This window comes from Brevundimonas sp. R86498, assembly GCF_044598075.1.
In the GTDB taxonomy this organism is placed as follows: domain Bacteria; phylum Pseudomonadota; class Alphaproteobacteria; order Caulobacterales; family Caulobacteraceae; genus Brevundimonas.
On the sequence record NZ_CP139004.1, the window covers coordinates 2755105 to 2780462 of the forward strand.

A 25358-nucleotide genomic window follows, 5' to 3' on the forward strand; every position below is an offset into this window, starting at 1 on the left:
CCACATAGCGCCCACGGCCCTCAGGGGCTATGACCCCGACCCCTTTCCCCCCTTTGGAGCGCCCGATGGCCGACCAGACCCTGACCCTCACCCTCGAAACCGGCGATGTCGTCATCAAGCTGCGGCCCGACCTGGCCCCCGGCCACGTCGAGCGCATCACCGAGCTGGCGAGCGAGGGCTTCTACGACGGCGTGGTCTTCCACCGCGTCATCCCCGGCTTCATGGCCCAGGGCGGCGATCCGACCGGCACGGGCACCTCGGGCTCGAAGAAGCCCAACCTCAAGGCCGAGTTCTCGAAAGAGCCCCATGTGCGCGGCACCTGCTCGATGGCCCGCACCAACCAGCCGGACACGGCCAACAGCCAGTTCTTCATCTGCTTCGCCGACGCCGGCTTCCTCGACAATCAGTATACCGTCTGGGGTGAGGTGATCGAGGGCATGGACCACGTCGACGCCCTGCCCAAGGGCGAGCCGCCCCGCAATCCGGGCAAGATCATCAAGGCGACGGTCAACTAGATCAAGATCCGGGGCGGTCTTTCGGGGCCGCCCTTTTCGTTCCCGCCTCAGTCCCCGCCGGTCCAGTTCAGCTTGACGCCGGACCAGGTCCGGTCGCCGATCCGAACGACGGCCGTGACCGCCGGCACCTCTGCCGCCCCCAGATTTCGCCGCGCGGTCGCCAGGGCCCCGGCGTTCATCCGCCCCTCGAACACGATCTGCTGGCCGTCCGCCGAGGTGCCCGTCATCCGAACGCGGCCATCGCTGACGGAATAGCTGTCGGGCACCACGCGCTCGGACCCGCCGCCGGTGCCGGAAAACTCCAGCAGGACGGGGGCATAGCCGGGCGTGCGCCGTCCCGCCTCCCAGTCCTCGAACGCCGACGCCTGGCCGACGAACAGCGACGTGAGCCGGAACTCCGGCGGCCCCACGGGCGTCTCGCCAACCGTGTAGTACCCCGACAGATCCTCGGACTGGCTGTGGCTGAAAGCCCCGCCCCTCGCGCCCTCGCGCCCCACGCCACTGTCGGGCGTGCCGGGGGCAGTGAACACATCGCAGCCAGCCAGGGCCAGAAGGGCGGCACCGGCCACCAGCAATCGTCTCATAATTCGACTCCGGCGACTTCCCGCGCCGCCGGACAGGACCACGGGTCGCGCGCGGGGTCCAGCTCAGGGCAGGCGGAAAAACACCGGCAGCCAGCCCGCCGTCTGGGCCCATTCGACCGTCTCGAAGATCGGAATGGCCAGCAGGAACACCAGCCCGTCGCGCAGCGTCGTCAAAAAGAACCGCGGCCGGATCTGCAGCTCTTCCTCATCCCGCCATTTGGAAAAGTCAGGCCCGCAGCGCGGGGTCCGCGCCAGATAGCCGTCATAGACCTCGCCGAACCGCGCCGACAGCCAGGCCTCTTCCTTCGCGATGGTGAAGTGGAACACCACCACGGCGATCACCACGAACAGGGCCGCGATTGTCAGACTGCCCGTCTGGGCCCCGACGCCGAACGCCCCCGCATAGCTGAAGACGTACAGCGGGTTCCGGCTCAGAGAATAAGGACCGGTGGACACCACCTCGGCCTTCTTGCGCCCGCCGATGTACAGCGAACACCAGGCGCGGCCCACGATGCTGATGACAATCGCCCCAAGCCCGACTGATTCGATCGCGTTGTGGAAGGTGCCCTCCCCCCACCAGGTCGTGCTGACCATGGCGAGCATCACGGCCCCCAGCAGGGCTAGCCCCAGCGCCCATTTACGGATCTTCTGGACCTTCTGCAGGTCGAAGGCCTCGGTCGCGGTTGTCATCTCGTTTCATCTCCCCCCGGATCAGGGCGCGATGAAAGCGCTCACAACAGCGTCAGTGCAAGAACAATGTTTGCGACTGAAACGCGAGCGCGATCAACGGTCCAGGCCGCGATCCAGCGCCCGGAAGGACGCGACCGACAGTTCCGTGGCGGCAGCAAACACCGCGGGAGTGATCCGCTCGAAATCGTCCGTCGGCCGATGGTAGTCGGGATGGTAGTCGACGCCCAGATACAGGAACGGCACCCCCGCCCGGTAGAAGGCCGCGTGGTCCGACGCCTCGACCCAGTTGTCATTCCCGGTGTCCTGCGGCGTGTCCTTGCCGAAGGCCAGGGCCACCCCGTCCTGGGCCGGCAGGGCCTCCAGCAGGGGCCGCAGGGTGGGGTTCTGGTACGTGCCCGTGACCCACAGCTTCATGTCCGTCTCGGCCCGGGCGGTCATGTCGAAGTTCAGGTTCATGGTGATCGACGACAGCGGCACGGGCGGAGCCTCGACGAAATGTTTCGCCCCCAGCAGGCCCCGCTCCTCTCCGTCCAAAGCCACCAGGATGACACTGTGCTCGGGCGGTGCCGCCTTCAGCCGGGCGGCCAGTTCCAGCATGGTCGCCACGCCCGAGGCGTTGTCGTCGGCCCCGTTGAAGACTTGGCCGTCATTGACCCCGACATGGTCGTAGTGCGCCGTGATGACGATATAGCGATCCGGGACCCGGGTGCCGGGAATCAGGGCGAGGATATTGGTGCCGTTGAACGTCTTCGGCCCCTCCCGCGTCCGCCCTGCGGCCTCGAACGGCTGCAGGCGCCCGACCGGCGGCGCGGCGATCCCCATCGCTTCCAGCCGCGAGACGATATAGGCCCGCGCCCGCTCGCCTCCCGCTGCGCCGGTATCGCGCCCCTCCATGTCGTCGCCCGACAGGATCCGGACATCGGCCAGAAGCTGGTCATGCGACACGGTCGCCACGACCGGCGACGGGCTTTCGGCCGGCTGCGTCTCGCTCATCCCGGCACAGGCAGTCAGGGCCACGGCGGCTACACAGGACAGGGCGACAGAGCGGAACGAACGGGACATGCGATCTCCTTGGGCGGACCTTTCCGCCATAGCCAAACGGAAGCCGGACGTCCGCAAAAATTCGCAGCGCCACGTCCGCTCCCCGCTGGCCCGTCGCTTCGACGATGCTAAACCGGGCCATGGCTGAACCGCGCGTCGAGACCCTGACCCCCGCCGAGGCGGAGGCCGAGCTGGCCCGGCTGGCGACCGAGCTCGCTCGCCATGACGCCCTCTATTATGTCGGCGATGCGCCGGAGATCAGTGACGCGGACTATGACACCCTGCGACGTCGGCATGCCGTGCTCGAGGCCCGCTTCCCCGATCTGGTCCAAGCCAACTCGCCCTCGCAGCGGGTCGGGGTGGCCGGCTCCGAGGCCTTCGCCGAGGTCCGCCACGGCGTGCCCATGCTCTCGCTCGACAACGCCTTCGACGCCGGCGAGGTGCAGGATTTCGTGGCCCGGATCGCGCGCTTCCTCAAGCTGTCGGGCGACACCCCGATCGCCTTCGTCGCCGAGCCCAAGATCGACGGCCTTTCCGCCTCCCTCCTGTATGTCGACGGCGTGCTGCAGGTCGGGGCCACCCGGGGCGACGGCCGCACCGGCGAGGACGTCACCGCCAATCTCCGGACCCTGGGCGAGGACCAGATTCCCTCAAGACTTCGCGGTACCGGCTGGCCGGCCCGGGTCGAGGTGCGGGGCGAGGTCTATGCCCCGACCGAGGCCTTCGCCGCCTTCAACGTCGCGGCCGAGGCCGAGGGCCGGCGCACCTACGCCAACCCCCGCAATTTCGCCGCCGGCTCGCTGCGACAGAAGAACCCGAAAATCACGGCGGGCCGGCCCCTGAAGTTCTTCGCCTATGCCTGGGGGGAACCGGTCGATGGCTTCAGTGACACCCAGTCCGGGGCGCTGGAACGCCTCGCTGAATGGGGCTTCCAGACCAACCCCCGCTCGGCCCGCGTCGCGGGGGCGGAGGGACTGCTGGACATTTATCGCGCCCTCGAGACCGACCGCGCGACACTCGGCTACGACATCGACGGGGTGGTCTACAAGGTCGACCGGCTGGACTGGCAGCAGCGCCTCGGATTCGTCGCCCGTAGCCCCCGCTGGGCCATCGCCCACAAGTTCCCCGCGCAACAGGCGACCACCGTGCTGGAGGGCATCGACATCCAGGTCGGCCGCACCGGCTCCCTGACGCCCGTGGCCCGCCTCGCGCCCGTGACCGTCGGCGGCGTGGTGGTCCGCAATGCCACCCTCCACAACGAGGACGAGATCGCCCGCAAGGACGTCCGCATAGGCGACACCGTCGTGCTGCAACGCGCCGGCGATGTCATCCCCCAGATCGTCGCGGTCGTGCTGGAGCGGCGCCCGACGGACGCCGTCCCCTACGTCTTCCCGACCCATTGCCCGGTCTGCGGCTCCGAGGCCGTGCGCGAGGGCGACGATGTCCGACGCCGCTGCACCGGCGGCCTGATCTGCAAGGCCCAGTTGATCGAACGGCTGAAGCATTTCGTGTCGCGCAGGGCCTTCGACATCGAGGGTCTGGGCGAGAAACAGCTGATCGCCTTCTCGGAACGCGGCTGGATTTCCGAGCCCGCCGACATCTTCCGGCTGGCCCGGGATCCGGAGAAGCTAGAGGCCCTGCGCAACGAGGACGGCTATGGCGAGACCAGCGTCCGCAACCTGATCGCCGGCATCGACGCGCGCCGGACCATCGCCTTGGAGCGGCTGATCTTCGCCCTCGGTATCCGCGACATCGGCGACCAGAACCTCCCTGCTGCTGGCCCGCCATTTCGGCGACTGGGCCAGTTTCCATGCGGCGGCGATGCAGGCGGCGTCCGGCCTCCCCTCGCCGGAATGGACCCGTCTGGCCGAGGGTCACGGCGTCTCGCCGCGCACCCTCGCCGTCATGGCCGCCGCGGCCCTGTCGCCCGCCGATCCCTGGCCCGAGGCCCCCATCGACCAGAAACTGGCCCTGGCCTTCCCCGGTCTCGCCGCCCCCGCCCGGCGCGCCCTCGCCCCGCTCGCCAGCGACTGGACCGGCATTGTCGAACTGGCCCGGATCGCCCGCGAGGACGGTCCCTCGGCGACGCTCGGCGAGATCGCCGGCATCGCCGGAGTCGGCCCGGTCGCCGCCCGCGCCATCGCCGACTTCTTCCACGAGCCCCATAACCGCGAGGTGGTCGCTGCCCTGATCGCGGAACTGGTCAGCATCGTTGATGCCGAACGCCCGAAGGCGGACACCCCCGTCGCCGGCAAGACCGTGGTCTTCACCGGAGCCCTCGAACGCTTTACCCGCGACGAGGCCAAGGCCCGGGCTGAAAGCCTCGGCGCGAAGGTCTCCGGCTCCGTGTCGAAAAAGACCGACTATCTCGTCGCCGGCCCGGGGGCGGGCTCCAAACTGGCCGAGGCCCAGAAACACGGCGTCACCGTCCTGACCGAGGACGAATGGCTGGCGCTGATCGCCGGCTGAGCCCTGCCACGAAAAGCGCCCGATCCGCCTTCATCCTCAACAACCGGTCTCTGGAGCCCCTCGCATGATCCGTCCCCTCGCCCTCGCGGCCCTCGCCGCAACCGCCCTCGCCGCCCCCGCCTCGGCCCAGACGGCCGATCCGACCGGCCTGTGGCAGACCCCGACCAACGGCGGTCAGGTCCGCATCGCCCGCTGCGGTCAGGCCCTGTGCGGTACGCTGATAACCTCGGCCCAGATCCGGGCCAATCCCGGCGTGCTCGATGCCAACAACGGCGACCGGGCCCTGCGCAGCCGCACCCTGCGCAACCTGCCGATGCTGACCGGCTTCACGGGTGGGCCAACGGAGTGGCGAGGCGGGTCTGTCTACAACCCGTCTGACGGACGCACCTATCGGGGGACAATCACCCTGACCAACGCCAACACCCTGAACCTGCGCGGCTGCGTGGTCGCCCCCCTGTGCCGGACCCAGACCTGGACCCGTGTGCAGTAACTACCGGTTCAGCGCCGCCCGCGCCGCCGCCGCATAGCGCTCGCCCACGGCCGCGTCCCTGGGGAACACCAACTCGATCCGCGCCAGGTCCTCACGCGTCAGCTCAAGGTCGACCGCCGCAACATTCTCCTCCAGGGTCCGGATCCGTCGCGTCCCCGGGATGGGCACCAGATGCTCCCCCTGCGCCAGCACCCAGGCCAGGGCCAGCTGGGCGGCGGTCACGCCCTTGTCCGTGGCGATCGCCGTCACGGCCGTCACCAGATCGATGTTCTTCTGGAAATTCTCGCCCATAAAGCGCGGATTGCTGCGGCGGAAATCGTCGGCCGCCAGATCCTCGATCGACTTGATCTCGCCCGACAGGAAGCCCCGGCCCAGCGGGCTGTAGGGCACAAAGCCGATCCCCAGCTCGTCGCAGGTCGCCAGCAGCTCATCCTCGGGCTCGCGCGACCACAGGGAATACTCGGTCTGCAGGGCCGTGATCGGATGGGCGGCGTGCGCCTTCCGGAGCGTCGCCGGGGCCGCCTCGGACAGGCCGAGGAACCGCACCTTGCCCTCGGTGACCAGCTCGGCCATCGCCCCGACCGTCTCCTCGATCGGCGTGTCCGGATCGACGCGGTGCAGATAGTAGAGATCGACGTGGTCGGTGTTCAGCCGCTTCAGGCTGCCCTCGATGGCACGCCGGACATTGGCGGGCGAACCGTCCACGGCGAGGGCCGTCCGGTCCGCATTGTAGCCGATGCCGAACTTGGTCGCGAGGAACACCTTGTCCCGCCTGCCGGCGAACGCCCGGCCCAGCAATTCCTCATTGGTATGGGGACCATACATCTCGGCCGTGTCGAACAGGGTCACGCCCAGATCCAGCGCCCGGTGCAGCACGGCCGTCGCGGTCGCCTCGTCCGAAGCCGGCCCGTAGAAGGCGCTCATCCCCATACAGCCCAGCCCCAGGGCCGAAACTTCGGGACCGTTCGGTCCAAGACGACGGGTCTTCATGGGGCGTGCTCCTGCGAGTGGGCTGGACGACGGAGATCGGGGCCGGGCCTGCCCGACGCAAGGTCAGGCGGCCGAAACGATGTCCGTCCGCGCAAAGTCGCCGCCCTTGAACAGCAGCGGCTCCCCGGTCTGTCTGGCCAGCGCATAAGCGAAACAATCGCCAAGGTTGAGGCGGGCAGGATGAAAGCCCTTTCCGAACTTGAGGTTCGCGGCGCGGGCGATGGCAGCCAGCGCGGCATCGACCGGAACCACCTCCAGCCGCAGCTCCGCGAGGAGTGCGTCCAACAGCCGGGAGGCCCTGGCTTCCTTGTAGCGATCCACCACGGTCGTCAGCTCGACCAGGGTCGCCGCCGAGATCCGGATGGCCTCTCCGGCAGCTCGAGCGCCGACCAGCCGACCGAAGAAGAGGTCCTTTTCGGGCTCGTTCCGAACGATCGCCACGATCGCCGACGTATCCACGATCACGCGGGCAAACCCGTCTCCGGATCGTAGAGAAACGCGCTGGGGTCTTCCTCCTCAAAGAACGCCTTCGGCAGGGCCGCGCGCATCTCGGCCAGAATGGCCTCGACCTTGTCGATGTCGATCCCCCGGGGATTGGCCTTCAGACGATCCCGTCTTTCCCTGAGCGCAACGATCACGGCATCAGTCAGGCTCTCGCCCGTCGCCGCCGCAACTTCGACGGCCAGTTCATGCGCGACAGGGTTCTTGATGTTGAGCATGGTAGAACAGTCTCTACCACAAAAGCCGCACCGCTCAAAGCGGGGCGCACTGCCCTTCCAGCCACGCCCGCACTGTCTCATCCAGCAGCGGTCCGACCTTCGCCAGCGTCTCGGCATGATAGGCGTCGACATAGGCCCGATCCCCCGCCGTCAGCAGATCCACATCGATCAGCCGACGGTCCAGCGGGGCGAAGGTCAGCTGTTCGAACCCGTGCATCGGCCGCTCGCCGCCGGGGATCGGCTCGGGCGGCGTGACCACCTGCAGCGTCTCGATCCGGATGCCCCAATGGCCTTCGCGATAGTAGCCGGGCTCGTTGGACAGGATCATGCCGGTCAGCAGCGGCTGGCTGTTGACCAGTTTGGCGATCCGCTGCGGCCCCTCGTGAACCCCCAGATAGGAGCCTACGCCGTGGCCGGTGCCGTGATCATAATCCAGCCCGGCCATCCACATCGGCAACCGCGCCAGGGCGTCCAGCTGATGCCCCGTCGTGCCGGCCGGAAACCGCACCGTGGCCATGGCGATATGGCCCTTCAGCACCAGGGTGAACATGCGCCGCTGGTCGGCCGAGGGCTCGCCGATCGCCATCGTCCGGGTCACGTCCGTGGTCCCGTCCAGATACTGGCCGCCACCGTCGACCAGCAGCAGGGAGCCCTTCTCCATCCGCCGGATCGTCCGTGTCACAGGCTTGTAGTGCGGCAGGGCACCGTTCGGCCCGACCCCGGCGATGGTGTCGAAACTCAGATCCTTCAGCGCCCCCGTCTCCTCGCGGAACCGCTCCAGCGCCTCGACCACGCCGCGCTCGTCGGGCAGCTCGACCTGGGCCACCGTGTCGACCCAATGCAGGAAGCGCACCAGCGCCGCCCCGTCGCGAATGTGGGCCTGCCGGCTGCCCTCGATCTCGACCGGGTTCTTGGCCGCCCGCGGCAGGGCGCAGGGGTCCATACCCCGCACCACGCTCGCCCCGACCAGCGCCAGCCGGTCGAAATACCAGGCCGGGGACTGGGCCGGATCGATCAGGACCCGCACGCCCTTCATCCCCTCCAGCCCCTGCCCCAGTTCGTCGGGCGGCATCAGGGTGACGTCGTCCCCCAGCCAGCCCGGCAGTTCATTGGTCACCTTGGCCGGGTCGAGGAACAGCATCGCCGTTCCATTGGCCGCGACGATCGCCTGGGCCAGCGGCAGGGGTGACCGGATCACGTCCCCGCCGCGGACATTGAACAGCCAGGCGATCGAGGACGGGGCCGTCAGCACGCAGGCGTCCGCGCCCGCCGCCGCGATCGCCGCGCCGATCCGCGCCCGCTTCGAGGCGCTGGTCTCGCCGGTGTATCGATCCTCATGCGGCACCACCGGTGCCGCCGGCTGAGGGGGCCGGTCGGCCCCCCAGGCCTCATCGACCGGATTGCGCTCGACCGGCTTCAGCGTTGCCCCCGCCTTCGCCGCCGCCCGGGTCAGCGTCGCCAGGGCATCGGGGCTATGCAGCCGGGGGTCATAGCCGATGACGGCCCCCGCCGGCGCGCGCTCCAGATACGCCTGCACGCCGCCCTCGACGAGATCGAGGCTCTCGAACTGCGCGGGGTCGACCTGGGCCCGGACCTGAACCGTATAGCGCCCGTCCGCGAACACGGCGGCCCGATCGGCCATGACAACGCCCGCCCCGGCCGAGCCGGTGAAGCCGGTCAGCCAGGCCAGCCGGTCATTGGCCGCCGGGAGATATTCGTTCTGATGCTCGTCCTCGTGCGGAACCAGAAACCCGTCCAGTCCCTGACGGGCCATGGCCGCCCGCACGCGTGGAAGATGCTTCGCCCCGAAGGACGGATCGGTGGTTTCGTCAAAGGTCTGGCGCATGGCCTCGCCATAGCATCTCCCGCCCCCCGATGAAGAGGGGCAGACACAGGCCGATCTCAGGGCGTCAGGCAGCGATCACAGTTTTCCGCCGTGAAGCGCCCGTTGCATTCCCGCAGCGCCACGTCCCGCCCAAGGTTCGGCACAGCCCCCCGATAGGCCTCACAGGCCTCGGGCGGGATCGGCGTCACCGGCGTCTGGTGCCGCACCAGCCCACCCTCCACCAGGGTCATGCGGGTTCCCGCCTCATCGGTGCGAAGGTCAATCGCGTCCCGCCCCTGCCACAGCCGCAGCGCGGCCGCATTGTCCGGCCCGGCGACAAACAGGGCATTCTGCTGGCTCTGCCGGTTGTCCAGCGTCAACAGAACGTTGCCCGAGGGTTCGAACGTCGCATAGCCGCTGCGCTCGCGCCCGGCCCCGTCGTACAGGATGACGCCCGCTGCCTTCTCGCCCCGCACCAGCCGTCGGCCGTCGACCACGGCGTCCGGCAGATCCCCGCTGATGCGGACACGCTCGACACCCTCGGGATCGACCACCACCAGTTCCGACACGCGCAGCGATCGGGGCTCGTCCGTCACAAAGGCCGCCAGCCCGACCGCCATCAGAGCCGCCAGCAACCCCATCTAAATCCGGGACTGCAGGGTCACCCGGCGCAGTCGCCGATCAAGGTCCGCCAGATCCGAACTGTTCCGCATTGCCATCCCTCCCGGTTCCCGACCCCTCGTCGGACCCGAAGACGATAGACGGAGCGGGACGCGGCACCCGTGAATTCGGCTTAATGTGCGGGTGGGTCTAACCCACCCGCCGCAGCACCAGAGCGCTCCAGGCGTCGCGGTGGATGCGGCGCTCCAGCCGGAATCCGCGCGAGAGATAGGCGGCGCTGACCCGCCGTTCCTGCGTTCGAAGAAGCCCGCTCAGGATCGCCACCCCGCCGATCCGCAGGCTCATCTTGATGTCCTGCGACAGGGCCACCAGCGGCGGGGCGAGGATGTTGGCGAAGACCAGATCATAGGGCGCGCCGGCCCGCACCTTCACATCGTTCAGCCCCGAGGCGTGGACGAACCGCGCATGGGCCTGATTCAGTTTCGCGTTCTCGTTGGCGATCCGCACCGAGGGCGCGTCGATATCGGTGCCAACCGCAAGGGCCGCCCCCGTCCGCGCCGCCGCGATGGCCAGCACGCCTGTGCCGCAACCCACGTCCAGCACCCGCTCGAACCGCTCGCGCTTCAGCAGCTCATCATAGGCGACCAGACAGCCGACCGTTGTCCCGTGATGCCCGGTCCCGAAGGCGGCACCCGCGTCAATCTTCAGGTTCACGGTATTGGCCGGCACCCGCCCCTGGTCGTGGGCACCATAGACGAAGAACCGTCCCGCCCGCACCGGCGGCAGGCCCGACAGCGACATGGCCAGCCAGTCGGCGTCGGCCAGATTCTCGACCTTCACCGTCACGTCCGGGTGCTCGGCCAGACGGGCGGTCAGGGCCGCGACCTCTTCATCCGACGTCGGAAAGGCGTCGATGCGCCAGATGTCGCGATCCTCGTCTTCCTCGAGAATGGAATAGGTCGCGCCCTCCAGCAGGATGTCGGCATCGATCGAGGCGGCCGCGGCCTCGGCGCCGGCGCGCGAACCCCGCGCGATTATCTGCACAGCGGTATGGGACATTTAACAATCACCAGTATGATTGCGAATCGTCACCACCGAGTTTGCGTCCGTGCGCTCCTGCAACGAACGTGATCGTTTCAACCGAGGGGTCGGGGAATACATGGCCAAGTCACCGTCTACTACGTCGCCGAAGGCGTCCGCTGCTTCCAAGCCCAAACCGGCGCCGAAGTCGACCGCGAAATCCGCTACGGCCGCAAAGCCGAAGCCCGCGACCAAGGCCGCCGCTCCGGCTGCCAAGGCTGCGCCGGCCGTTAAGGCCGCGCCGGCTGCAAAAGCCGCACCCAAGGCCGCACCGGCCAAAGCCGCTGCCGCCAAGGCACCGGCGGCGAAGGTCGCGGTGAAGGCGGCTGCGCCCAAGGCCGCCGCCAAGCCTGCAGCGAAGCCGGCCGTCAAGGCGGCCGCCAAACCCGCCACTGCGGCCAAGGCTCCCGCCCGCCCGGCGGCGAAGGCTGCGGCCAAGCCGGCCACCGCCGTGAAGAAGACCGCCGCCAAACCCGCCGTGAAGGCCGCCGCGAAACCCGCTGCCGCCGCCCCGGTCGCCAAGCCGGCTCCGGTCGCCCCGGCCCCGAAACCGGCCCCCGTCGCGGCCGCACCGGCCGCCGCCCCGGCTCCGAAGCCGGCGGCTGCCGCACCGGCACCGGCCGCCAAGCCGGCCGCACCGGCTCCGAAGAAGGGCTTTTTCGACATGCTGGCCGACGCGATCTTCGGCAAGCGCTGAGCCCGGCCTGAAATGCAAAACCCCGGACGGTGCGAACCGTCCGGGGCTTTTCATGTCTGCTGACCTGACCGCGATCAGTCGGCGGGCAGGTCCTCGGCCAGGATCGCCATCTCGAACATGAAGCTGCCGTCCTCGTCCTCGTCATCGAAGACCACGCCGATGAACTCGTCACCGACATAGACCTCGGCCGAGTTGGTCACCTTGGGCCGGGGCTTCACGCTGATGCCACCCGTGTTGAAGGTGCGCTTCAGATGCGTCTCGATGCGCTTCATGTCTTCGTTGGTCACGGGGGGCCTCAGGGTCTGGAATTGAGCGCGGACCCTAAAGAAGCCGGGTCGGCATGGAAACCCCGAAGGTCAGATAACGAAGTCGTAGACCAGATCCGCCAGCGTATGATCCATGGTCCGGGCCGGCGTGGCGTCCGTCGGACAGTTGACCAGCCGGGCGGGCACACCTGCCACGGTGCAGCCCGCCGGAACCGGCTTCAGCACCACCGAGCCCGAGGCCACCTTGGCGTAATCCCCGACCACGATATTGCCCAGCACCTTGGCCCCGGCCCCCAGCAGGACGCCCTTGCCGATCTTGGGATGACGGTCGCCGCGCTCGGCTCCCGTGCCGCCCAGGGTCACCCCGTGCAGCATCGACACCTCGTCGCCCACCACCGCCGTCTCGCCGATGACGATGCCGGTGCCATGGTCGAGGAACAGCCCGGCGCCCAGCTGCGCGCCCGGGTGGATGTCGATCTGGAACAGCTCCGAAATCCGGCTCTGGAAATGGAAGGCCAGGGTCTCGCGCCCCTGCCGCCACAACCAGTGGCCCACGCGCGCCGCCTGCAGCGCCTGATAGCCCTTGAAGTAGAGAAACGGCTGCAACAGCGTCTTGATCGCCGGATCGCGCTCGGCCACGGCCTGAAGGTCGGCCTCGGCCGCCGCCACGATCCCGGGATCGGCCGCAAACGCTGTCTGGCAGACCTCGCGCACCGTCATGGCCCGCAGCTCCTCGTCGCCCAGCTTGCGCGCGATCTGGAAACTCAGCGCCGCCATCAGGTCCGCGTGCGACAGGATCACCGCATTCATCTGCGAGCCCAGATGCGGTTCCTCGCGCGCGGCCGCCTCGGCCGAGGCGCGCAGCTGGCTCCACACCGTATCCCGGTCGACGACGACTTCCAGCCTCGGCATCACAGCCTCCCTTGGACGGCCACTATACCCGGGTCAGCATGGCGTGCGCCAGCCAGCCGGGCAGCAGCCCCTCCCGCGCCATATGGTAGGCCCGGAGCGCCGTCGCCACTGTGAACGCATCGCGGACCGCTCCCCGGTCGATCTCGTGCAACAGGCTCATGAACGGCACCCGCGCCACGGCGATGACCTCGGTCGGATCAGGGGCGGTCGCCACCTCCGACAGGTCCCACGCCAGCCAGGCGATGGCGCGCTCATCGGTCAGGGAGTTGGACATCTCCATCCGCAGCACCTCGCACCAGGTCGCGGCCGCCAGCCCCGCCTCCTCGGCCAGTTCGCGCTTCGCCCCGTCCAGCGGATCCTCATCGAAAGGCGCGCCGCCTTCCGGCATCTCCCACGAGTAGTTCCCGAGCGCGAACCGCGCCTGGCCCACCAGGGTCACCGTGCCGTCCGTGTGGATCGGCAGCACCCCGCAGGCCAGGTTGCGCGGCCGCATCACCACATAGGTCGCCGCCAGCCCTGTCGGGGCCGTCGCGGCATGCGACGTCAGCCGCATCCACGGGTTCTCGAACACGGTCGTGGCCCCGCCGTCCGCCCACGGCCGTCCCGGGGTCAGCCGCTCGGCCCATCCCGGAAAGGGTCGGCCGTCGTCGAAGGGATCGCGGTCGTTCATTGCCAAGGTATGGCGCGAAAGCCGGGCGACGCCTAGCTACAGCCCATGACCCTGCCCCCGCCCGCCGATCTCGGCGCTCCCCTGCCCGCCCCGTCCCTGTCGCCCGAACTGCTGCACCGGCTGGCCACCCGCCGCTCCGCCCCGGCCCAGGCCCTGACCGCGCCCGGCCCCGACGCGAACCAGATCACCGACCTGCTGACCTTGGCCGCCCGCACGCCGGACCACGGCAAGCTGTTCCCGTGGCGGTTCGTGGTGCTGGGCCCGGTCACCCGCGCCGATCTCGCCGAACGTCTTGCCGCCCTCGCCGTGCAGAAGAGCCTCCCCGCCAAGGCCACCGCCGTCCTCGCCAAACTGACCGCCGCTCCGGTCACCGTGCTGGTCATCTCGACCGCATCCCCCGGCTCCAAACCGGTCTGGGAACAGGAGCTCTCGGCCGGGGCCGTCTGCATGAACCTCGAACACGCCGCCAATGCGATGGGCTTCTCCTCCAGCTGGATCACCGACTGGTACAGCTACGATCCCGACGCCCTTGCCCTGTTCGGGGTCCGCGAGACCGAGAAGGTCGCCGGCTTCATCCACATCGGCACCGCGACCGAGCCGGCTCTGGAGCGGGTCAGGCCCGACCTGTCGGCCCTGACGACGACCCTGCCCTAGGCTTCTGCCACTCCATCAGCAGGAACCACGGGGCGCGGTTGTAGAGCGCCTGTCGCGCGGGATCACCCCCATGGGCGGGTGGTTCGGCGAAATGGGTCAGCGTCAGACCCTGCTCCAGCAACGGCGTCATGTAGGCGCCGAGCGGCCGGTGCCAGTTCCGGATCCGGATGCCGCGCCATTCGATCCACGCCGTCCTCTCTTCCAGATAGTCATCCATCGCATGGACGCGCCGCCCGTCGGCCAGCGTGACCCACCCCAGACCATGGGCATCCGCCGCCGAATTGTACCCCGCCAGATTGGCGATCAGCAGCGTCCCGCCCGGCGCCAGGACGCGCGTCATCTCCCGAATGGCCGTCGCGACATCCGGAATATCGATCAACGATAGATAGCTGATCACAAGGTCGAACGCCCCGCCGTCGAACCCGATGGCCTCGGCCGCCTCGACCCGATAGTCACCGCCCGGATCCAGCCGGCGCGCATGGTCGATCAGGGCCACCGTCGGGTCGATGCCGACCGCAGCAATCCCCTCGCCCGCCAGCATCCGGCAGAACCGCCCCTCGCCGCAGCCGACATCCAGCGCCCGGACGTATGGCCGCCGACGCACCCGCTCCAGCATCGGGGCGTCCATGACCCAGCGTCGCCCGAAGTCGCCCTCCTCGCCCTGCGATGCGACCCACGCGTCGGCCGAGTCTTCCCATCCATCGCTCATCGCGGCTCCTCCTCCGGCCGGTGGACCAGCGACACCATGACCACCGAAATGATCATCAGCAGGAACCAGCTGCCCAGCTTGGCCAGGGACACCATCTCCCACCCGGCCTCCTGCCCCGGATAGACCCAGGCCCGTCCCAGCGTCCCCAGATTCTCGGCGAACCAGATGAACAGGGCGACAAGGAAATAGCCGAGCAGGAGCGGCATCCTCAGCCGCGTCCGGTTGGCCGTGAACCAGAACCATCCCTGCCCGAACAACAGGGCCGTCGCCACGAACAAGGCGACCCGAATGTCCGGCAGCCAGTGATGGGCGAAAAAGTTCACATAGATCGCGCCCGCCAGCACCCACGTTGTCCAGACCGGCGGATAGCCCCTGACCCGGATGTGAAAGATCCGCTGCACCCGCGCGATATATGATCCCACCGCCGCATACATGAAGCCCGAGAACAGCGGCACCGCCCCGATCCTGAGCACACTGTCCTCCGGATACAGCCACGACCCGTGCGCCGTCTTGAACAGCTCCATGATCGTGCCGGCGATATGAAACAGCAGGATCACCCGCGCCTCGGCCCAGCTCTCCAGCTTCAGGGCCAGCATCCCGATCTGGATGAGAACGGCCCCGACCACGAGGAAGTCATAGCGCGAGACGGGCGCATCTTCTGGCCAGACCAGGAAGGTCAGCAGGATCAGCCCCAGCATCGCCCCGCCGAACAGACAGGCATACGCCTGTTTGATCCCGAACATCAGGAAGGCGAAGGCGAACCGGGTCGCGCGGCGACGGTCGGCCCGCATCTGCAGGCCCGCCAGCAAGCGACGCCCGAAGACCTCAGGCGGAAGGGGGCGCGGGTTACTCATGCCCGCAGACTAGCGGGGCGCAGGCCGCCCCGCACCGGTCAAACCGCGCCCCGCCGATCGGATCAGCGGGCGAATTCGACGTCCGCGACCACAGGGAAATGGTCCGAAATCACCAGCCCGCCGTGGGAGTCGGTCAGGACGGCAAACCGCTCGACCGACAGACCCGGTCCGACGAAGACATGGTCGATGGCGACCCCGTCATTCCGGGCGATGTCGAAATTGTTGTAGGTCCCCGCCGGGCCGAACACGACGGGGCTGACGGCCCGGGCGTCGCTCAGGCCTGCGGCCAGGATCCGACGATAGGGGGCGGTGTCCGGCCCGGTGTTGAAGTCCCCCATCAGCACCACCGCCGCCGTGAGACCGTCATCGCTGGCGGCGGGCAGATCCGCGGCCAGCGCCGCGCACTGCTCGCGCGAAACGGCCCCGACGTGATCCAAATGGGCATTCCGCACGTCCAGCAACCGGCCGCTGGTCCGGTCGCGGAGCACGACGCGCGTCAGGGTTCGCGGCAGGGCGGCGTCCCAGCCCCTGGACGGCTGGTCCGGGGTCGGCGAGCACCACAGGGTCTGGGTGCGGATGGCCTCGAACCGGTCCCGTCGCCAGAACAGGGTGGTCGTCTCGCCCGCCTGCGCGCCGTCGTCCCGGCCCAGTCCGTAGTGGTCATAGGCCGGGGCCTGTTCGGCCAGATAGGCGACCATCGGCATCAGGGCTTCCTGGACTCCCACAACATCCGGCGCGAGGAAGGCGATCTGTCGCGCCATATGGGGCCGCCGCTGCAGCCAGTCGGGCCGATCAGTGGGCGCGTCATAGCGGATGTTGTAGCTCATCAGCCGCACCGTCCGGGTCTGGTCCGGCAACGCGCCAGCGGTCTGCGGTGCCGGCCCGCCAACCGGAGCCCCAGCCGCAGACGCAGCCGGCAAGCCCAGCAGGCACAGGACGATAACGGAAAGGGGCAGGCGTTTCATGGCGATCTCATCAGCGGGCTGGCCCGGCACAGTCGCATGCCGGAATGACCGGTATGCGACGCCTGTCCGCGCAGGGACAGGCCGGTCCCCCATGACCGCCCGGGCGGCCCCGGACTAGAAGGCTTCCCAGTCGTCGGCTACCGGCCGGGCACCGCCGCCCCGCATGACTGTCGCCAGTTTGACCGGAGGGCGAACGTCCGAATTCGCGGCATTTGGCCGGGCAGATGACGGCAAGCCACCCGGCGTCCGCGTCCGGTCGGACACGACCGTCAGCGACCCCGATCCGATCCGGAACTGCTGCATCAGCCTGGCCATCTGGTCCGCCTCGCCGGTCAGGCTGGCCGCCGCCGCAGTGGCCTCCTCGACCATGGCCGCATTCTGCTGGGTCACCTGGTCCATCTGGTTCACGGCCGTATTGACCTCGGACAGGGCGGTGGACTGCTCCACCGACGACTGGGCCATCTCGGACACCAGACTGTCGATGGCCGCCACCTTCTCGGCGATGCCCGCCAGGGCCTGGCCGGTTTCGCCAACCAGTTTCACGCCGCGCCGGACCTGTTCCGAACTGGAGGCGATCAGGGCCTTGATCTCCTTGGCCGCCTCGGCCGAGCGTTGGGCCAGGGCCCGGACCTCCGACGCCACGACAGCAAAGCCGCGCCCGGCCTCACCCGCCCGGGCGGCCTCCACCCCGGCGTTGAGGGCCAGCAGATTGGTCTGGAAGGCGATTTCGTCGATCACACCGATGATCTGGGTGATCTGGCCGGAACTGTGCTCGATCTCGCTCATCGCCAGCACGGCCTCGTTCATCACCTTGCCAGACGTGATCACATCGGTCCGGGCCCCGGACGCTGCCTTGCTGGCCTCCCTGGTCCCCTCCGTGCTCCGCGTGACGGTGGCCGTGATCTGGTCCAGCGCTGCGGCGGTCTCTTCCAGGCTGGCAGCCTGCTGTTCGGTGCGACGGGACAGATCGTCCGACGCATGCGAGATTTCCGCAGACCCCGTGTGGATGGCCGAAGCGCTCTGCGCCACGCGCTGCATCGCCGCCTCAAGACTGTCGAGCGAACGGTTGAAGTCGCTGCGAAGCTTTTCGAACTCGGGGGTGAAGGCGTGCTCGATCCTGCACTGCAGATTGTTGTCCGCCAATTGCGACAGACCATCGCCCAGTTCGTTCACCGCGCGGACGCGTCCCGTCACGTCCGTCGCGAATTTGACGACCTTCACCACGCGGCCCTTCGGATCGAGGATCGGATTGTAGGAGGCCTGGATCCAGATATCGTTGCCGGCCTTGCCGATCCGCCGGAACTCCGCAGCCACGAACTCGCCTGCGTTCAACTGTCGCCAGAGGCTGTCATAGTCGCTCGAGGCCGCCTCGACGGGATCGACAAAGATACGGTGATGCTTCCCGCGCACCTCGTCCAGAGAATAGCCCATGGCCTTGAGGAAGTTCTCGTTGGCCGTGAGGATCTCTCCGGCCGGCGTGAACTCGATCATGGCCTGGGCCCGCGAAATGGCTGTGACCTTGCCCTCGAACTCCGCGTTCCTCAGCTTTTCCTTCGTGATGTCGGTCGCCACCTTGACCACCTTGACCACCTTGCCCCGCCCGTTCCTGACCGGGTTGTAGGAGGCCTGGATCCAGACTTCGCGGCCGCCCTTCCCCAGGCGCCTGTACTCCCGGGCATCAAACTCGCCACGGCCAAGCCTGGCCCAGAACGCCGTGTAGTCAGTACCCATGGCCTCTTCAGGGTCGACGAAAAGGCGGTGATGCTGCCCCCTGATCTCGGCGAGGTCGTAGCCCATGGCCTTGCAGAAGTTTGGGTTCGCATCCAGAATTTTACCGTCAGGGCTGAATTCAATGATGGCCAGAGACTGGCCGAGTGCCTTGAGGATGTCTGAAGGGCCGGAGGCTGCGAACATGTCGTTCATCCTGTTTGGGCAAGGCCTGATGACCCAGCGATAGAAGTACAGGCACGGGACCGGACGGTCGGGGCAACTGTGACGCTTTCCTCTATCAGCGCAGGGTAAAGTGATCGTAAACCGGCGGGCCGCCCGATGCTTTGATTGGCGTCAGGTCGTAGTAGAACTCTCCGTTTTTACTCTGTTTGCGACAGTATGACGCAGAATTCCCTGCTACGGTCTACAGTCCCGGCGCACGGAGATTGGCAAAATGATGAAGGAATGAAAGGCCGTGCCGTCTGACATGACCATTCCGTCAGATCAGGGGGCGCGGTTGCAGTAGCCGCAAGATCTCATCTCGAACATCGCGCGGCCATGCCTCGATCTGTTCAGCCAGACGCGCAGGTGCCGCCGCGAACAGGGCGCGGCTGGCCGCCTCGAACCCCGGCAGGTCGCCCGCCATCGTCGCCATGAAGCGATAGGCCGCGTCCCGCGCGGACCGCGCGCGGTCCTCGTCGCCCCCCTCGCGCCGCGCGGCCTCGACCAGGCGCCTCAGGGCGACGGACGCCCCGCCCGGCTGGGCGGACAGCCACTCCCAGTGGCGCGGCAGAAGCGTCACTTCGCGCGGGACGACCCCCAGTTTCGGCCGCCCCCGTTTCGCCGGTGCGGCCGCCTCCGCGACGGGCGCCCCCTCCACGCGGGGCGGAAGATCGACAACCCGGCCGGTCGCGCCGTCAAACATCAGGACCGGCTCCGTCCCACCGCCGTCGAGGGTGCGCCACGCGGCCCCGGTGGCGCTGGCCCGGTCGCCACGCATCACCAGCCGCGTCCCCTCGAACACGAGAAAGTCGGCCTCTGACTCATCCATCTATTTACCCGGGTAAAAATACGCGCCTATTATACCCGGATAAAAGGAGCTGTCATGACCCGTCTGAATCGCAAGGCCCTCGTCTCTGCGTACAAGGAGCGAAAGACCATCGCCGGCGTCTTCGCCGTCATCTGCAACGCCACAGGCCAGGTCTGGGTCGGCGCCAGCCGCCATATCGACACCCACCGGAACGGCCTGTGGTTCGCCCTGCGTCTCGGCACCGGCCGCGATCCCTCGCTCCAGGCCGCCTGGACCGAACACGGCGAGGACGCGTTCCGCTTCGAACACCTCGACCGCCTGCGTGACGACATCTCCGATCTGGCCCGCGACAGCGAGCTCAAGTCCCGCGCCGCCCTGTGGACCGCGCGGCTGGAGGCCGGAACGCTGCTCTGACTACCCCCGCCCGCGATAGGTCGGCACGCCCTGGTCGGGCAGCCACAGACCCTCGGGCGGGGTCCCCGTCTGCCAGAACACGTCGATGGGGATGCCGCCGCGCGGGTACCAGTAACCGCCGGTCCTCAGCCAGCGGGGGCTCAGCAGGTCGGCGATCCGCTTGCCGATGGCCACGGTGCAGTCCTCGTGGAAGGCCCCGTGGTTCCGAAACGCGGTCAGGTACATCTTCAGCGACTTGGACTCGACCAGCCAGTCGCCGGGCGCATAGTCGATGACGATATGGGCGAAGTCCGGCTGGGCCGTCACCGGGCACAGGCTGGTGAACTCCGGCGCGGTGAACCGGGCCAGATACAGGGTGTCCGGATGCGGATTGGGCACGCGCTCCAAGACCGCCGATTCCGGCGTGGTGGGCTGGACGATGTGCTGGCCAAGCTGGCTCAGGCCGGAGGTGTCGGTGGTCATGGCGGCGGTCTAGCGCCTCACCGGGCGGGACGAAAGACGCAGGGTGGTCGCGCGGTACGTCCGATTCTGACGTACCGCGGGTGCAGAGTGGCGACCTCGGCCACCAGCGTGCGGCTTATGACACCCAGAGTCCAAACAGGTGCAATCTGTAACACCGCACAAAATCACTCCACTACGGCGCATTCTTCACGGAATTGCACTTTTGCACCCTGTTTTTTCCGGAGTCCAAACCCCCGGCCAGGGTGCCCACCACAGCCCCGATTTGCCTTCCCCGGCGACAGCCGGTTATGCGTAGCGAAACAAGACGGAGCGAACGCCATGGCCATCCCCGCGTCCCTGCAGAAGGGTCTGAAGCTGCCGGTCATCGAGGCCCCGATGTTCCTGGTCTCCGGGCCGGATCTGGTGGTCGAATGCTGTAACGCCGGGGTGATCGGCACCTTCCCCTCGCTCAACGCCCGCACCACCGAGGGCTATGCCGAGTGGCTGGTCGAGATCAAATCGCGCCTGAACCCGGACGCGGCCGCCTTCGGGGTCAACCACATCGTTCATCCGACCAACCCCCGGCTGATGGCGGACATGATGGTCTCGGTCGAGCACAAGGTGCCCCTGATCATCACCTCGTTGGGGGCGGTGCGCGACGTGGTCGACGCCGTCCACGGCTATGGTGGGGTGGTCTTCCACGACATCGCCAATGTCCGCCATGCCCGGAAAGCCGCCGAAAGCGGTGTCGACGGCCTGATCCTTGTGGCCAACGGTGCCGGCGGCCATGCGGGCATCATCAACCCCTTCGCCCTGATCAATGAGGTGCGCTCCTTCTTCAAGGGCACCATCCTGCTGTCGGGCTGTCTGTCGACCGGCCAGGACGTGGCGGCCGCCCTGATGATGGGGGCCGACTTCGCCTATATGGGCACCCGGTTCATCAACACGACCGAGGCCATGGCCCCGCAAGGCTACAAGGACATGATCATCGAAAGCGGGGCCACGGACATCGTCCACACCCCGGCGGTGTCCGGAATCCCGGCCAACTTCATGATCAAGTCGCTGGAAGCCAACGGCATCGACCCCAAACACCTGCCCGAGCACAAGCTGGACATGGGTGACGAGGCCAAGGCCTGGAAGACCGTCTGGTCCGCCGGCCAGGGCGCCGGGGCTGTCCACGATGTGGTGCCCGCGGCCGAGCTGGTCGCGCGCCTGCGCTCGGAATATGCACAGGCCACGGAACAGTTCGCAGCCAAGGCCATTTCAGGCTAGGGGCGAGGCCCCGTCTTCCGGAGCCTCGATGCGACCCGTTCTGCCTGTCCTGACCGCCCTCCTGAGCGCCGCCACCCCGGCCCTTGCCCAGGACCGCGACAATGCCCGCTACAGCGCCGATGCGACGTCGCACTGGTCGTTCGAGTTCGGGGCCGGGACCGACAACCGCTCCAAGGGCACCTCCAAGACCGACGACGCCCCCTATGTCTTCGGCGAGGTCCAGTGGAACGCCGCCTCCGGCTTCTATGCCGACGCCGAATTCGAGACCATCAACTCTTCCGGCTCCCGGGTTGAGACCGAGCTGGAGGCCGGCTGGCAGTTCTCCGCAGTCGGGCTGGACTTCGACACCTCCCTGTCGCGCAAATGGCGGCTCGACGCCGACCCCGGCCAGGATGACGACGCCTGGGAGTACCAGTTCGACATCCTGCGCGACTTCGGCCCCGTCGACACGCGGCTGCGGCTGGAGCACTCGCCCGACGGCCTCGGGTCGACCCGCGCCACCACCTGGGTCGAGGCCCGGCTGCGCTGGCCCCTGGCCGACCGACTGAGGGCCAGCGCCACTCTCGGACGGCGCGAACAGGACAATGCCCCCGACTACACCGGCTGGAACGCCGGCGTCGCCTGGTCCGTCACCGACACCACAGCCCTCGACCTGCGCTGGCACGGCACCGACGCGAAGGACCTCGGCTCACAGTATGAGGACGCCCTCGTCGCCTCCATTCTGCTCGCCTTCTAGAGGCCCGCCGGGACCTCGATCGCCCCGGCCGAGCCAGTTTGTCGCAACCCTCGGCGCACTGTAACGCTAGGCATCCATGCTCAAGACCAAGATGAACCCGCGCGTCTTCTGGGGGGCCAGCCTGATCATCGGGCTCCTGCTGGCCGTGGCGGTGGCCGCGCCCGGCCAGTCCGACCGCCTTTTCCAGACGGCGCAGGCCTGGGTGATCGACACCTTCGGCTGGTTCTACATCGTCTCGGTCGCGGGCTTTCTGCTGGTGGTTCTGGCCCTCGCCCTCGGACCGACCGGAGCGTTGAAGCTGGGGCCTGACGAGTCCGAACCGGACTTCCCCTATGTCTCGTGGCTGGCCATGCTGTTCGCGGCGGGCATGGGCATCGGCCTGATGTATTTCGCTGTGGCCGAGCCGATCCAGCATTATGCGAGTCCGCCAGAAGCGGCTTCCGGGACGTTCGCCGCGGCGCGCGAGGCGATGGTGATCACCTTCACCCACTGGGGCGTCCACGCCTGGGCCGTCTATGCCCTCGTCGGTCTGAGCCTGGCCTATTTCTCGCACCGCAAGGGATTGCCCCTGACCCTGCGGTCGGGTCTCGCGCCGCTACTGGGCAAGCGCATCCACGGTCCCATCGGGGACGCCGTCGACATCTTTGCCATCTGCGGCACCCTGTTCGGCATCGCCACCTCGCTGGGCCTCGGCGTGTCCCAGATCAACAGCGGACTGAACTATCTCACCGGCCTGCCCAACACGCCATGGATGCAGGTCGGGCTGATCGCCCTGGTGATGGCCGGAGCGACCGCGTCCGTCCTGACGGGGCTGGACAAGGGCGTCCGGCGGCTGTCGGAGTTAAACCTCTTGCTCGCCGTCCTGCTGATGCTCTTCGTGCTGGTGGTCGGGCCGACAGGCTTCCTGCTCAAAGCCCTGGTGCAGAATTTCGGTCTCTACCTGGACCACTTCTTCGTTCGCACCTTCAACCTCTATGCCTATGAGCCGCGCGGCTGGATGGCCAACTGGACGCTGTTCTACTGGGCGTGGTGGATCGCCTGGTCTCCGTTCGTGGGCATGTTCATCGCCCGGATCTCGCGGGGACGCACCGTGCGGGAGTTCGTCATCGGGGTGCTGCTGGTCCCTACCGGCTTCACCTTCCTGTGGATGACCATCTTCGGCAACACGGCCATCAACCTGGACATGGGGGTCGCGGCCGGGGCCATTTCGGACGCGGTGACGACTGATCTGTCGACCGCCATATTCCGCTTCCTCGAGGAGCTCCCCGGCACAGCCATCACCTCGACAGTGGCAGTGCTGCTGGTTGCGGTTTTCTTCGTCACCTCTGCGGACTCGGGCTCCCTGGTGATCGACACCATCGCCTCCGGCGGCGCAGAGGACACGCCCCGCTGGCAGAGGGTCTACTGGTGTTCGCTGGAAGGTCTGGCGGCCGCCCTGCTCCTGCTGGCTGGCGGACTGGGGGCCCTGCAGGCGGCGACGCTGGTCGCGGCCCTGCCCTTTGCCGTCATCATGATCCTTCTGGGCGTCGCGCTCATCCGGCAGATGAACGCCGACCTCGCCGGTCGGGCGGTCGAGACCGAGGGCGCACCGCTGGCGCAGCAGTTGAAGCGGATCCTTTCGCCGGCCAGTCGTCGCGAGATCGATCGCCAGATCGAAGACGTCGGTGTGCCGGCGCTCGAGACCGTACGACAGGGGCTGGCGGCCGAAGGCATGGATGCCGAGATCGCCCGCGACGAGACCGGACTGCTTCTGACCGCCACCTCCGGCAGCGGGCAGGCGTTTAATTACTGGGATAAGCGCCCGCGCCCGCCCCCGCCCCGCCATGACCGCTTTGGACGCTCAGGAACGGCACCGCGCAATGGAGTGGCGGCTGTCGGCGCGCTCCGACGACCTGACCCAACGACGCGACCTGACCGGGTTCACCCGAGACCAGATCATCTCCGATGTGCTCGACCACCTGCACCGCTGGCGGATGGGCTGATCCAGCATCCGGCCGGTAGACTGCAGCGACCCGACGGTGGAGCAATCGTGAGCGACAGGTGCCTGCGACCTGTGCGGCGGCTTGCCGCGCGGCACCCTGCGACGCATCCGTGGAGCCAACTTTGCCGTTCCTGCTCCCGATCGCATCACGGCGATCGTCTTGTCAGGAAACCTCGATGAAGCGCTCCATTCTCGCTGCCGCAGCCTCGGCCGCTGCCCTCCTCGCCGCTGCTCCCTCCGTTGCAGACCACCACGGCGGTGGCCACGGCCAGACCGTCATGGTCGGCGGTGCCGCCATGTACGCCAACAAGACCATCGTCGAGAACGCCGTCGCCTCGCCGATCCACACCACCCTTGTCGCCGCCGTCACGGCCGCGGGTCTGGTCGAGACCCTCTCGGGCCCCGGCCCCTTCACCGTCTTCGCCCCGACGGACGCCGCCTTCGCTGCCCTGCCCGCCGGCACGGTCGACACCCTCGTCCAGCCGGCCAACAAGGCGACCCTGACGAAGATCCTCACCTATCACGTCGTCGCCGGTCGCGTGGCCGCCGCCGACGTCATTGCCCTGATCGAGGCCGGCGGTGGCTCTGCCGCCATCACCACCGTCTCGGGCGACACCCTCACCGCCGCGCTGCGCGACGGCAAGGTCATCCTGACCGACGAGAACGGCGGCATTGCCACCGTGACCCAGGCCGACGTGTTTCAGTCGAACGGCGTGATCCACGTCACCGACGCCGTCTCCCTGCCGAACTAGTGTCTGTGTGCGGAGATGTTGTCAAAACATCTCCGCACATCGACCTGATCTTCAGGGGCAACAGTGACGCACGGTCACTTGGCCACACCTCTATTTCGATCGATGAATAGAGAACCACTTCCTGATCTCTAGCAATCAGGAACACAACCATGGCTACCGAAACTCACGACATCGCCTGCACCAATGGCGTCATCCACGTGATCGACGCCGTGCTCCTGCCCAAGGTCTAGACAATCCTGTCGTGATCAGGGGCAGTCCGCGAGGGCTGCCC

General features: G+C 68.0%; 28 protein-coding genes and 1 pseudogene. 11 read left to right on the forward strand and 18 right to left on the reverse strand.

Going from position 1 to position 25358, the window contains the following annotated elements; translation table 11 throughout:
- Window positions 1-65 precede the first annotated feature (65 nt).
- Window positions 66-515, forward strand: coding sequence for a peptidylprolyl isomerase (locus SJY26_RS13510; RefSeq protein WP_396593529.1), 450 nt, complete (start codon window positions 66-68; stop codon window positions 513-515).
- Window positions 516-562: 47 nt separating this feature from the next.
- Here SJY26_RS13510 and SJY26_RS13515 read toward each other — a convergent pair whose 3' ends face one another.
- From SJY26_RS13515 to SJY26_RS13525, 3 genes are all read right to left on the reverse strand, one after another.
- Complete coding sequence (locus SJY26_RS13515) at window positions 563-1099, reverse strand: hypothetical protein (RefSeq protein ID WP_396593530.1); 537 nt, start codon at window positions 1097-1099, stop codon at window positions 563-565.
- A 63-nt stretch (window positions 1100-1162) separates the two neighbouring features.
- Window positions 1163-1789, reverse strand: coding sequence for a methyltransferase family protein (locus SJY26_RS13520; protein WP_396593531.1), 627 nt, complete (start codon window positions 1787-1789; stop codon window positions 1163-1165).
- 93 nt (window positions 1790-1882) lie between these two features.
- On the reverse strand, window positions 1883-2851 hold the full coding sequence (locus tag SJY26_RS13525) for a M28 family peptidase (protein WP_396593532.1): 969 nt from the start codon (window positions 2849-2851) through the stop codon (window positions 1883-1885).
- A gap of 119 nt (window positions 2852-2970) precedes the next feature.
- On the opposite strand from SJY26_RS13525, the pseudogene ligA reads away from it, so the two are divergent.
- Both ligA and SJY26_RS13535 read left to right on the forward strand, forming a co-directional pair.
- Window positions 2971-5299: pseudogene (gene ligA / locus SJY26_RS13530) on the forward strand (NAD-dependent DNA ligase LigA).
- A gap of 64 nt (window positions 5300-5363) precedes the next feature.
- Window positions 5364-5789, forward strand: coding sequence for a DUF2147 domain-containing protein (locus tag SJY26_RS13535; protein ID WP_396593533.1), 426 nt, complete (start codon window positions 5364-5366; stop codon window positions 5787-5789).
- Here the strand turns inward: SJY26_RS13535 and SJY26_RS13540 are convergent, their stop codons facing one another.
- The 6 genes from SJY26_RS13540 to SJY26_RS13565 form a co-directional block, all read right to left on the reverse strand.
- Window positions 5790-6779, reverse strand: coding sequence for an aldo/keto reductase (locus tag SJY26_RS13540; protein WP_396593534.1), 990 nt, complete (start codon window positions 6777-6779; stop codon window positions 5790-5792).
- Window positions 6780-6842: 63 nt separating this feature from the next.
- Complete coding sequence (locus tag SJY26_RS13545; protein ID WP_396593535.1) at window positions 6843-7244, reverse strand: type II toxin-antitoxin system VapC family toxin; 402 nt, start codon at window positions 7242-7244, stop codon at window positions 6843-6845.
- Window positions 7241-7498, reverse strand: a complete 258-nt coding sequence (locus tag SJY26_RS13550) for a type II toxin-antitoxin system VapB family antitoxin (RefSeq protein ID WP_396593536.1) — start codon at window positions 7496-7498, stop codon at window positions 7241-7243. The genes SJY26_RS13545 and SJY26_RS13550 overlap by 4 nt, the downstream gene beginning before the upstream one ends.
- Before the next feature lie 34 nt (window positions 7499-7532).
- Complete coding sequence (locus tag SJY26_RS13555) at window positions 7533-9344, reverse strand: aminopeptidase P family protein (protein WP_396593537.1); 1812 nt, start codon at window positions 9342-9344, stop codon at window positions 7533-7535.
- 56 nt (window positions 9345-9400) lie between these two features.
- Window positions 9401-9964: a hypothetical protein gene (locus tag SJY26_RS13560; RefSeq protein ID WP_396593538.1), complete on the reverse strand. Its 564-nt coding sequence runs from the start codon at window positions 9962-9964 to the stop codon at window positions 9401-9403.
- 169 nt (window positions 9965-10133) lie between these two features.
- Complete coding sequence (locus SJY26_RS13565; protein ID WP_396593539.1) at window positions 10134-11003, reverse strand: 50S ribosomal protein L11 methyltransferase; 870 nt, start codon at window positions 11001-11003, stop codon at window positions 10134-10136.
- 100 nt (window positions 11004-11103) lie between these two features.
- Between SJY26_RS13565 and SJY26_RS13570 the strand changes: the two genes are divergently transcribed.
- Complete coding sequence (locus SJY26_RS13570) at window positions 11104-11721, forward strand: hypothetical protein (protein ID WP_396593540.1); 618 nt, start codon at window positions 11104-11106, stop codon at window positions 11719-11721.
- 74 nt (window positions 11722-11795) lie between these two features.
- On the opposite strand, the gene SJY26_RS13575 is transcribed toward SJY26_RS13570, so the two are convergent.
- The 3 genes from SJY26_RS13575 to SJY26_RS13585 form a co-directional block, all read right to left on the reverse strand.
- Window positions 11796-11993, reverse strand: coding sequence for a DUF3126 family protein (locus SJY26_RS13575; protein WP_396595766.1), 198 nt, complete (start codon window positions 11991-11993; stop codon window positions 11796-11798).
- A gap of 84 nt (window positions 11994-12077) precedes the next feature.
- Window positions 12078-12899: a serine O-acetyltransferase gene (cysE, locus tag SJY26_RS13580; protein ID WP_396593541.1), complete on the reverse strand. Its 822-nt coding sequence runs from the start codon at window positions 12897-12899 to the stop codon at window positions 12078-12080.
- A gap of 22 nt (window positions 12900-12921) precedes the next feature.
- Window positions 12922-13569 (reverse strand): NUDIX domain-containing protein, encoded by a 648-nt coding sequence (locus tag SJY26_RS13585; RefSeq protein WP_396593542.1) that lies wholly within the window; start codon window positions 13567-13569, stop codon window positions 12922-12924.
- Window positions 13570-13614: 45 nt separating this feature from the next.
- On the opposite strand from SJY26_RS13585, the gene SJY26_RS13590 reads away from it, so the two are divergent.
- Window positions 13615-14223, forward strand: coding sequence for a nitroreductase (locus SJY26_RS13590; RefSeq protein ID WP_396593543.1), 609 nt, complete (start codon window positions 13615-13617; stop codon window positions 14221-14223).
- On the opposite strand, the gene SJY26_RS13595 is transcribed toward SJY26_RS13590, so the two are convergent.
- The 5 genes from SJY26_RS13595 to SJY26_RS13615 all read right to left on the reverse strand — a co-directional run bounded on the left by SJY26_RS13595 (window position 14183) and on the right by SJY26_RS13615 (window position 19512).
- Window positions 14183-14932 (reverse strand): class I SAM-dependent methyltransferase, encoded by a 750-nt coding sequence (locus tag SJY26_RS13595; protein ID WP_396593544.1) that lies wholly within the window; start codon window positions 14930-14932, stop codon window positions 14183-14185. The two genes, SJY26_RS13590 and SJY26_RS13595, sit on opposite strands and share 41 nt — an antisense overlap.
- Complete coding sequence (locus SJY26_RS13600; protein WP_396595767.1) at window positions 14929-15723, reverse strand: DUF817 domain-containing protein; 795 nt, start codon at window positions 15721-15723, stop codon at window positions 14929-14931. Before SJY26_RS13600 ends, SJY26_RS13595 begins: the two co-directional genes overlap by 4 nt.
- Before the next feature lie 125 nt (window positions 15724-15848).
- Window positions 15849-16751 (reverse strand): endonuclease/exonuclease/phosphatase family protein, encoded by a 903-nt coding sequence (locus SJY26_RS13605; RefSeq protein ID WP_396593545.1) that lies wholly within the window; start codon window positions 16749-16751, stop codon window positions 15849-15851.
- A 114-nt stretch (window positions 16752-16865) separates the two neighbouring features.
- Window positions 16866-18665: a methyl-accepting chemotaxis protein gene (locus SJY26_RS13610; protein WP_396593546.1), complete on the reverse strand. Its 1800-nt coding sequence runs from the start codon at window positions 18663-18665 to the stop codon at window positions 16866-16868.
- Between the two features lie 295 nt (window positions 18666-18960).
- Entirely contained in the window at window positions 18961-19512 is a 552-nt protein-coding gene (locus tag SJY26_RS13615; protein WP_396593547.1) for a DUF2239 family protein, read from the reverse strand.
- Window positions 19513-19566: 54 nt separating this feature from the next.
- Between SJY26_RS13615 and SJY26_RS13620 the strand changes: the two genes are divergently transcribed.
- Complete coding sequence (locus tag SJY26_RS13620; RefSeq protein ID WP_396593548.1) at window positions 19567-19905, forward strand: GIY-YIG nuclease family protein; 339 nt, start codon at window positions 19567-19569, stop codon at window positions 19903-19905.
- Here SJY26_RS13620 and queF read toward each other — a convergent pair whose 3' ends face one another.
- The gene (queF, locus tag SJY26_RS13625; RefSeq protein ID WP_396593549.1) at window positions 19906-20367 is read right to left on the reverse strand and encodes a preQ(1) synthase; all 462 of its coding nucleotides are present in this window, start codon (window positions 20365-20367) and stop codon (window positions 19906-19908) included.
- Between the two features lie 318 nt (window positions 20368-20685).
- Here queF and SJY26_RS13630 point away from each other — a divergent pair, with 318 nt between their 5' ends.
- From SJY26_RS13630 to SJY26_RS13650, 5 genes are all read left to right on the forward strand, one after another.
- Window positions 20686-21618 (forward strand): NAD(P)H-dependent flavin oxidoreductase, encoded by a 933-nt coding sequence (locus tag SJY26_RS13630; RefSeq protein WP_396593550.1) that lies wholly within the window; start codon window positions 20686-20688, stop codon window positions 21616-21618.
- A 28-nt stretch (window positions 21619-21646) separates the two neighbouring features.
- Window positions 21647-22354 (forward strand): TorF family putative porin, encoded by a 708-nt coding sequence (locus SJY26_RS13635; RefSeq protein WP_396593551.1) that lies wholly within the window; start codon window positions 21647-21649, stop codon window positions 22352-22354.
- Between the two features lie 76 nt (window positions 22355-22430).
- A complete protein-coding gene (locus SJY26_RS13640; RefSeq protein WP_396593552.1) occupies window positions 22431-24515 on the forward strand; it encodes a BCCT family transporter in 2085 nt (694 codons plus the stop codon).
- Entirely contained in the window at window positions 24512-25087 is a 576-nt protein-coding gene (locus SJY26_RS13645) for a fasciclin domain-containing protein (RefSeq protein ID WP_396593553.1), read from the forward strand. Before SJY26_RS13640 ends, SJY26_RS13645 begins: the two co-directional genes overlap by 4 nt.
- 149 nt (window positions 25088-25236) lie before the next feature.
- Complete coding sequence (locus SJY26_RS13650; protein ID WP_396595768.1) at window positions 25237-25317, forward strand: fasciclin domain-containing protein; 81 nt, start codon at window positions 25237-25239, stop codon at window positions 25315-25317.
- Window positions 25318-25358: the final 41 nt, after the last annotated feature.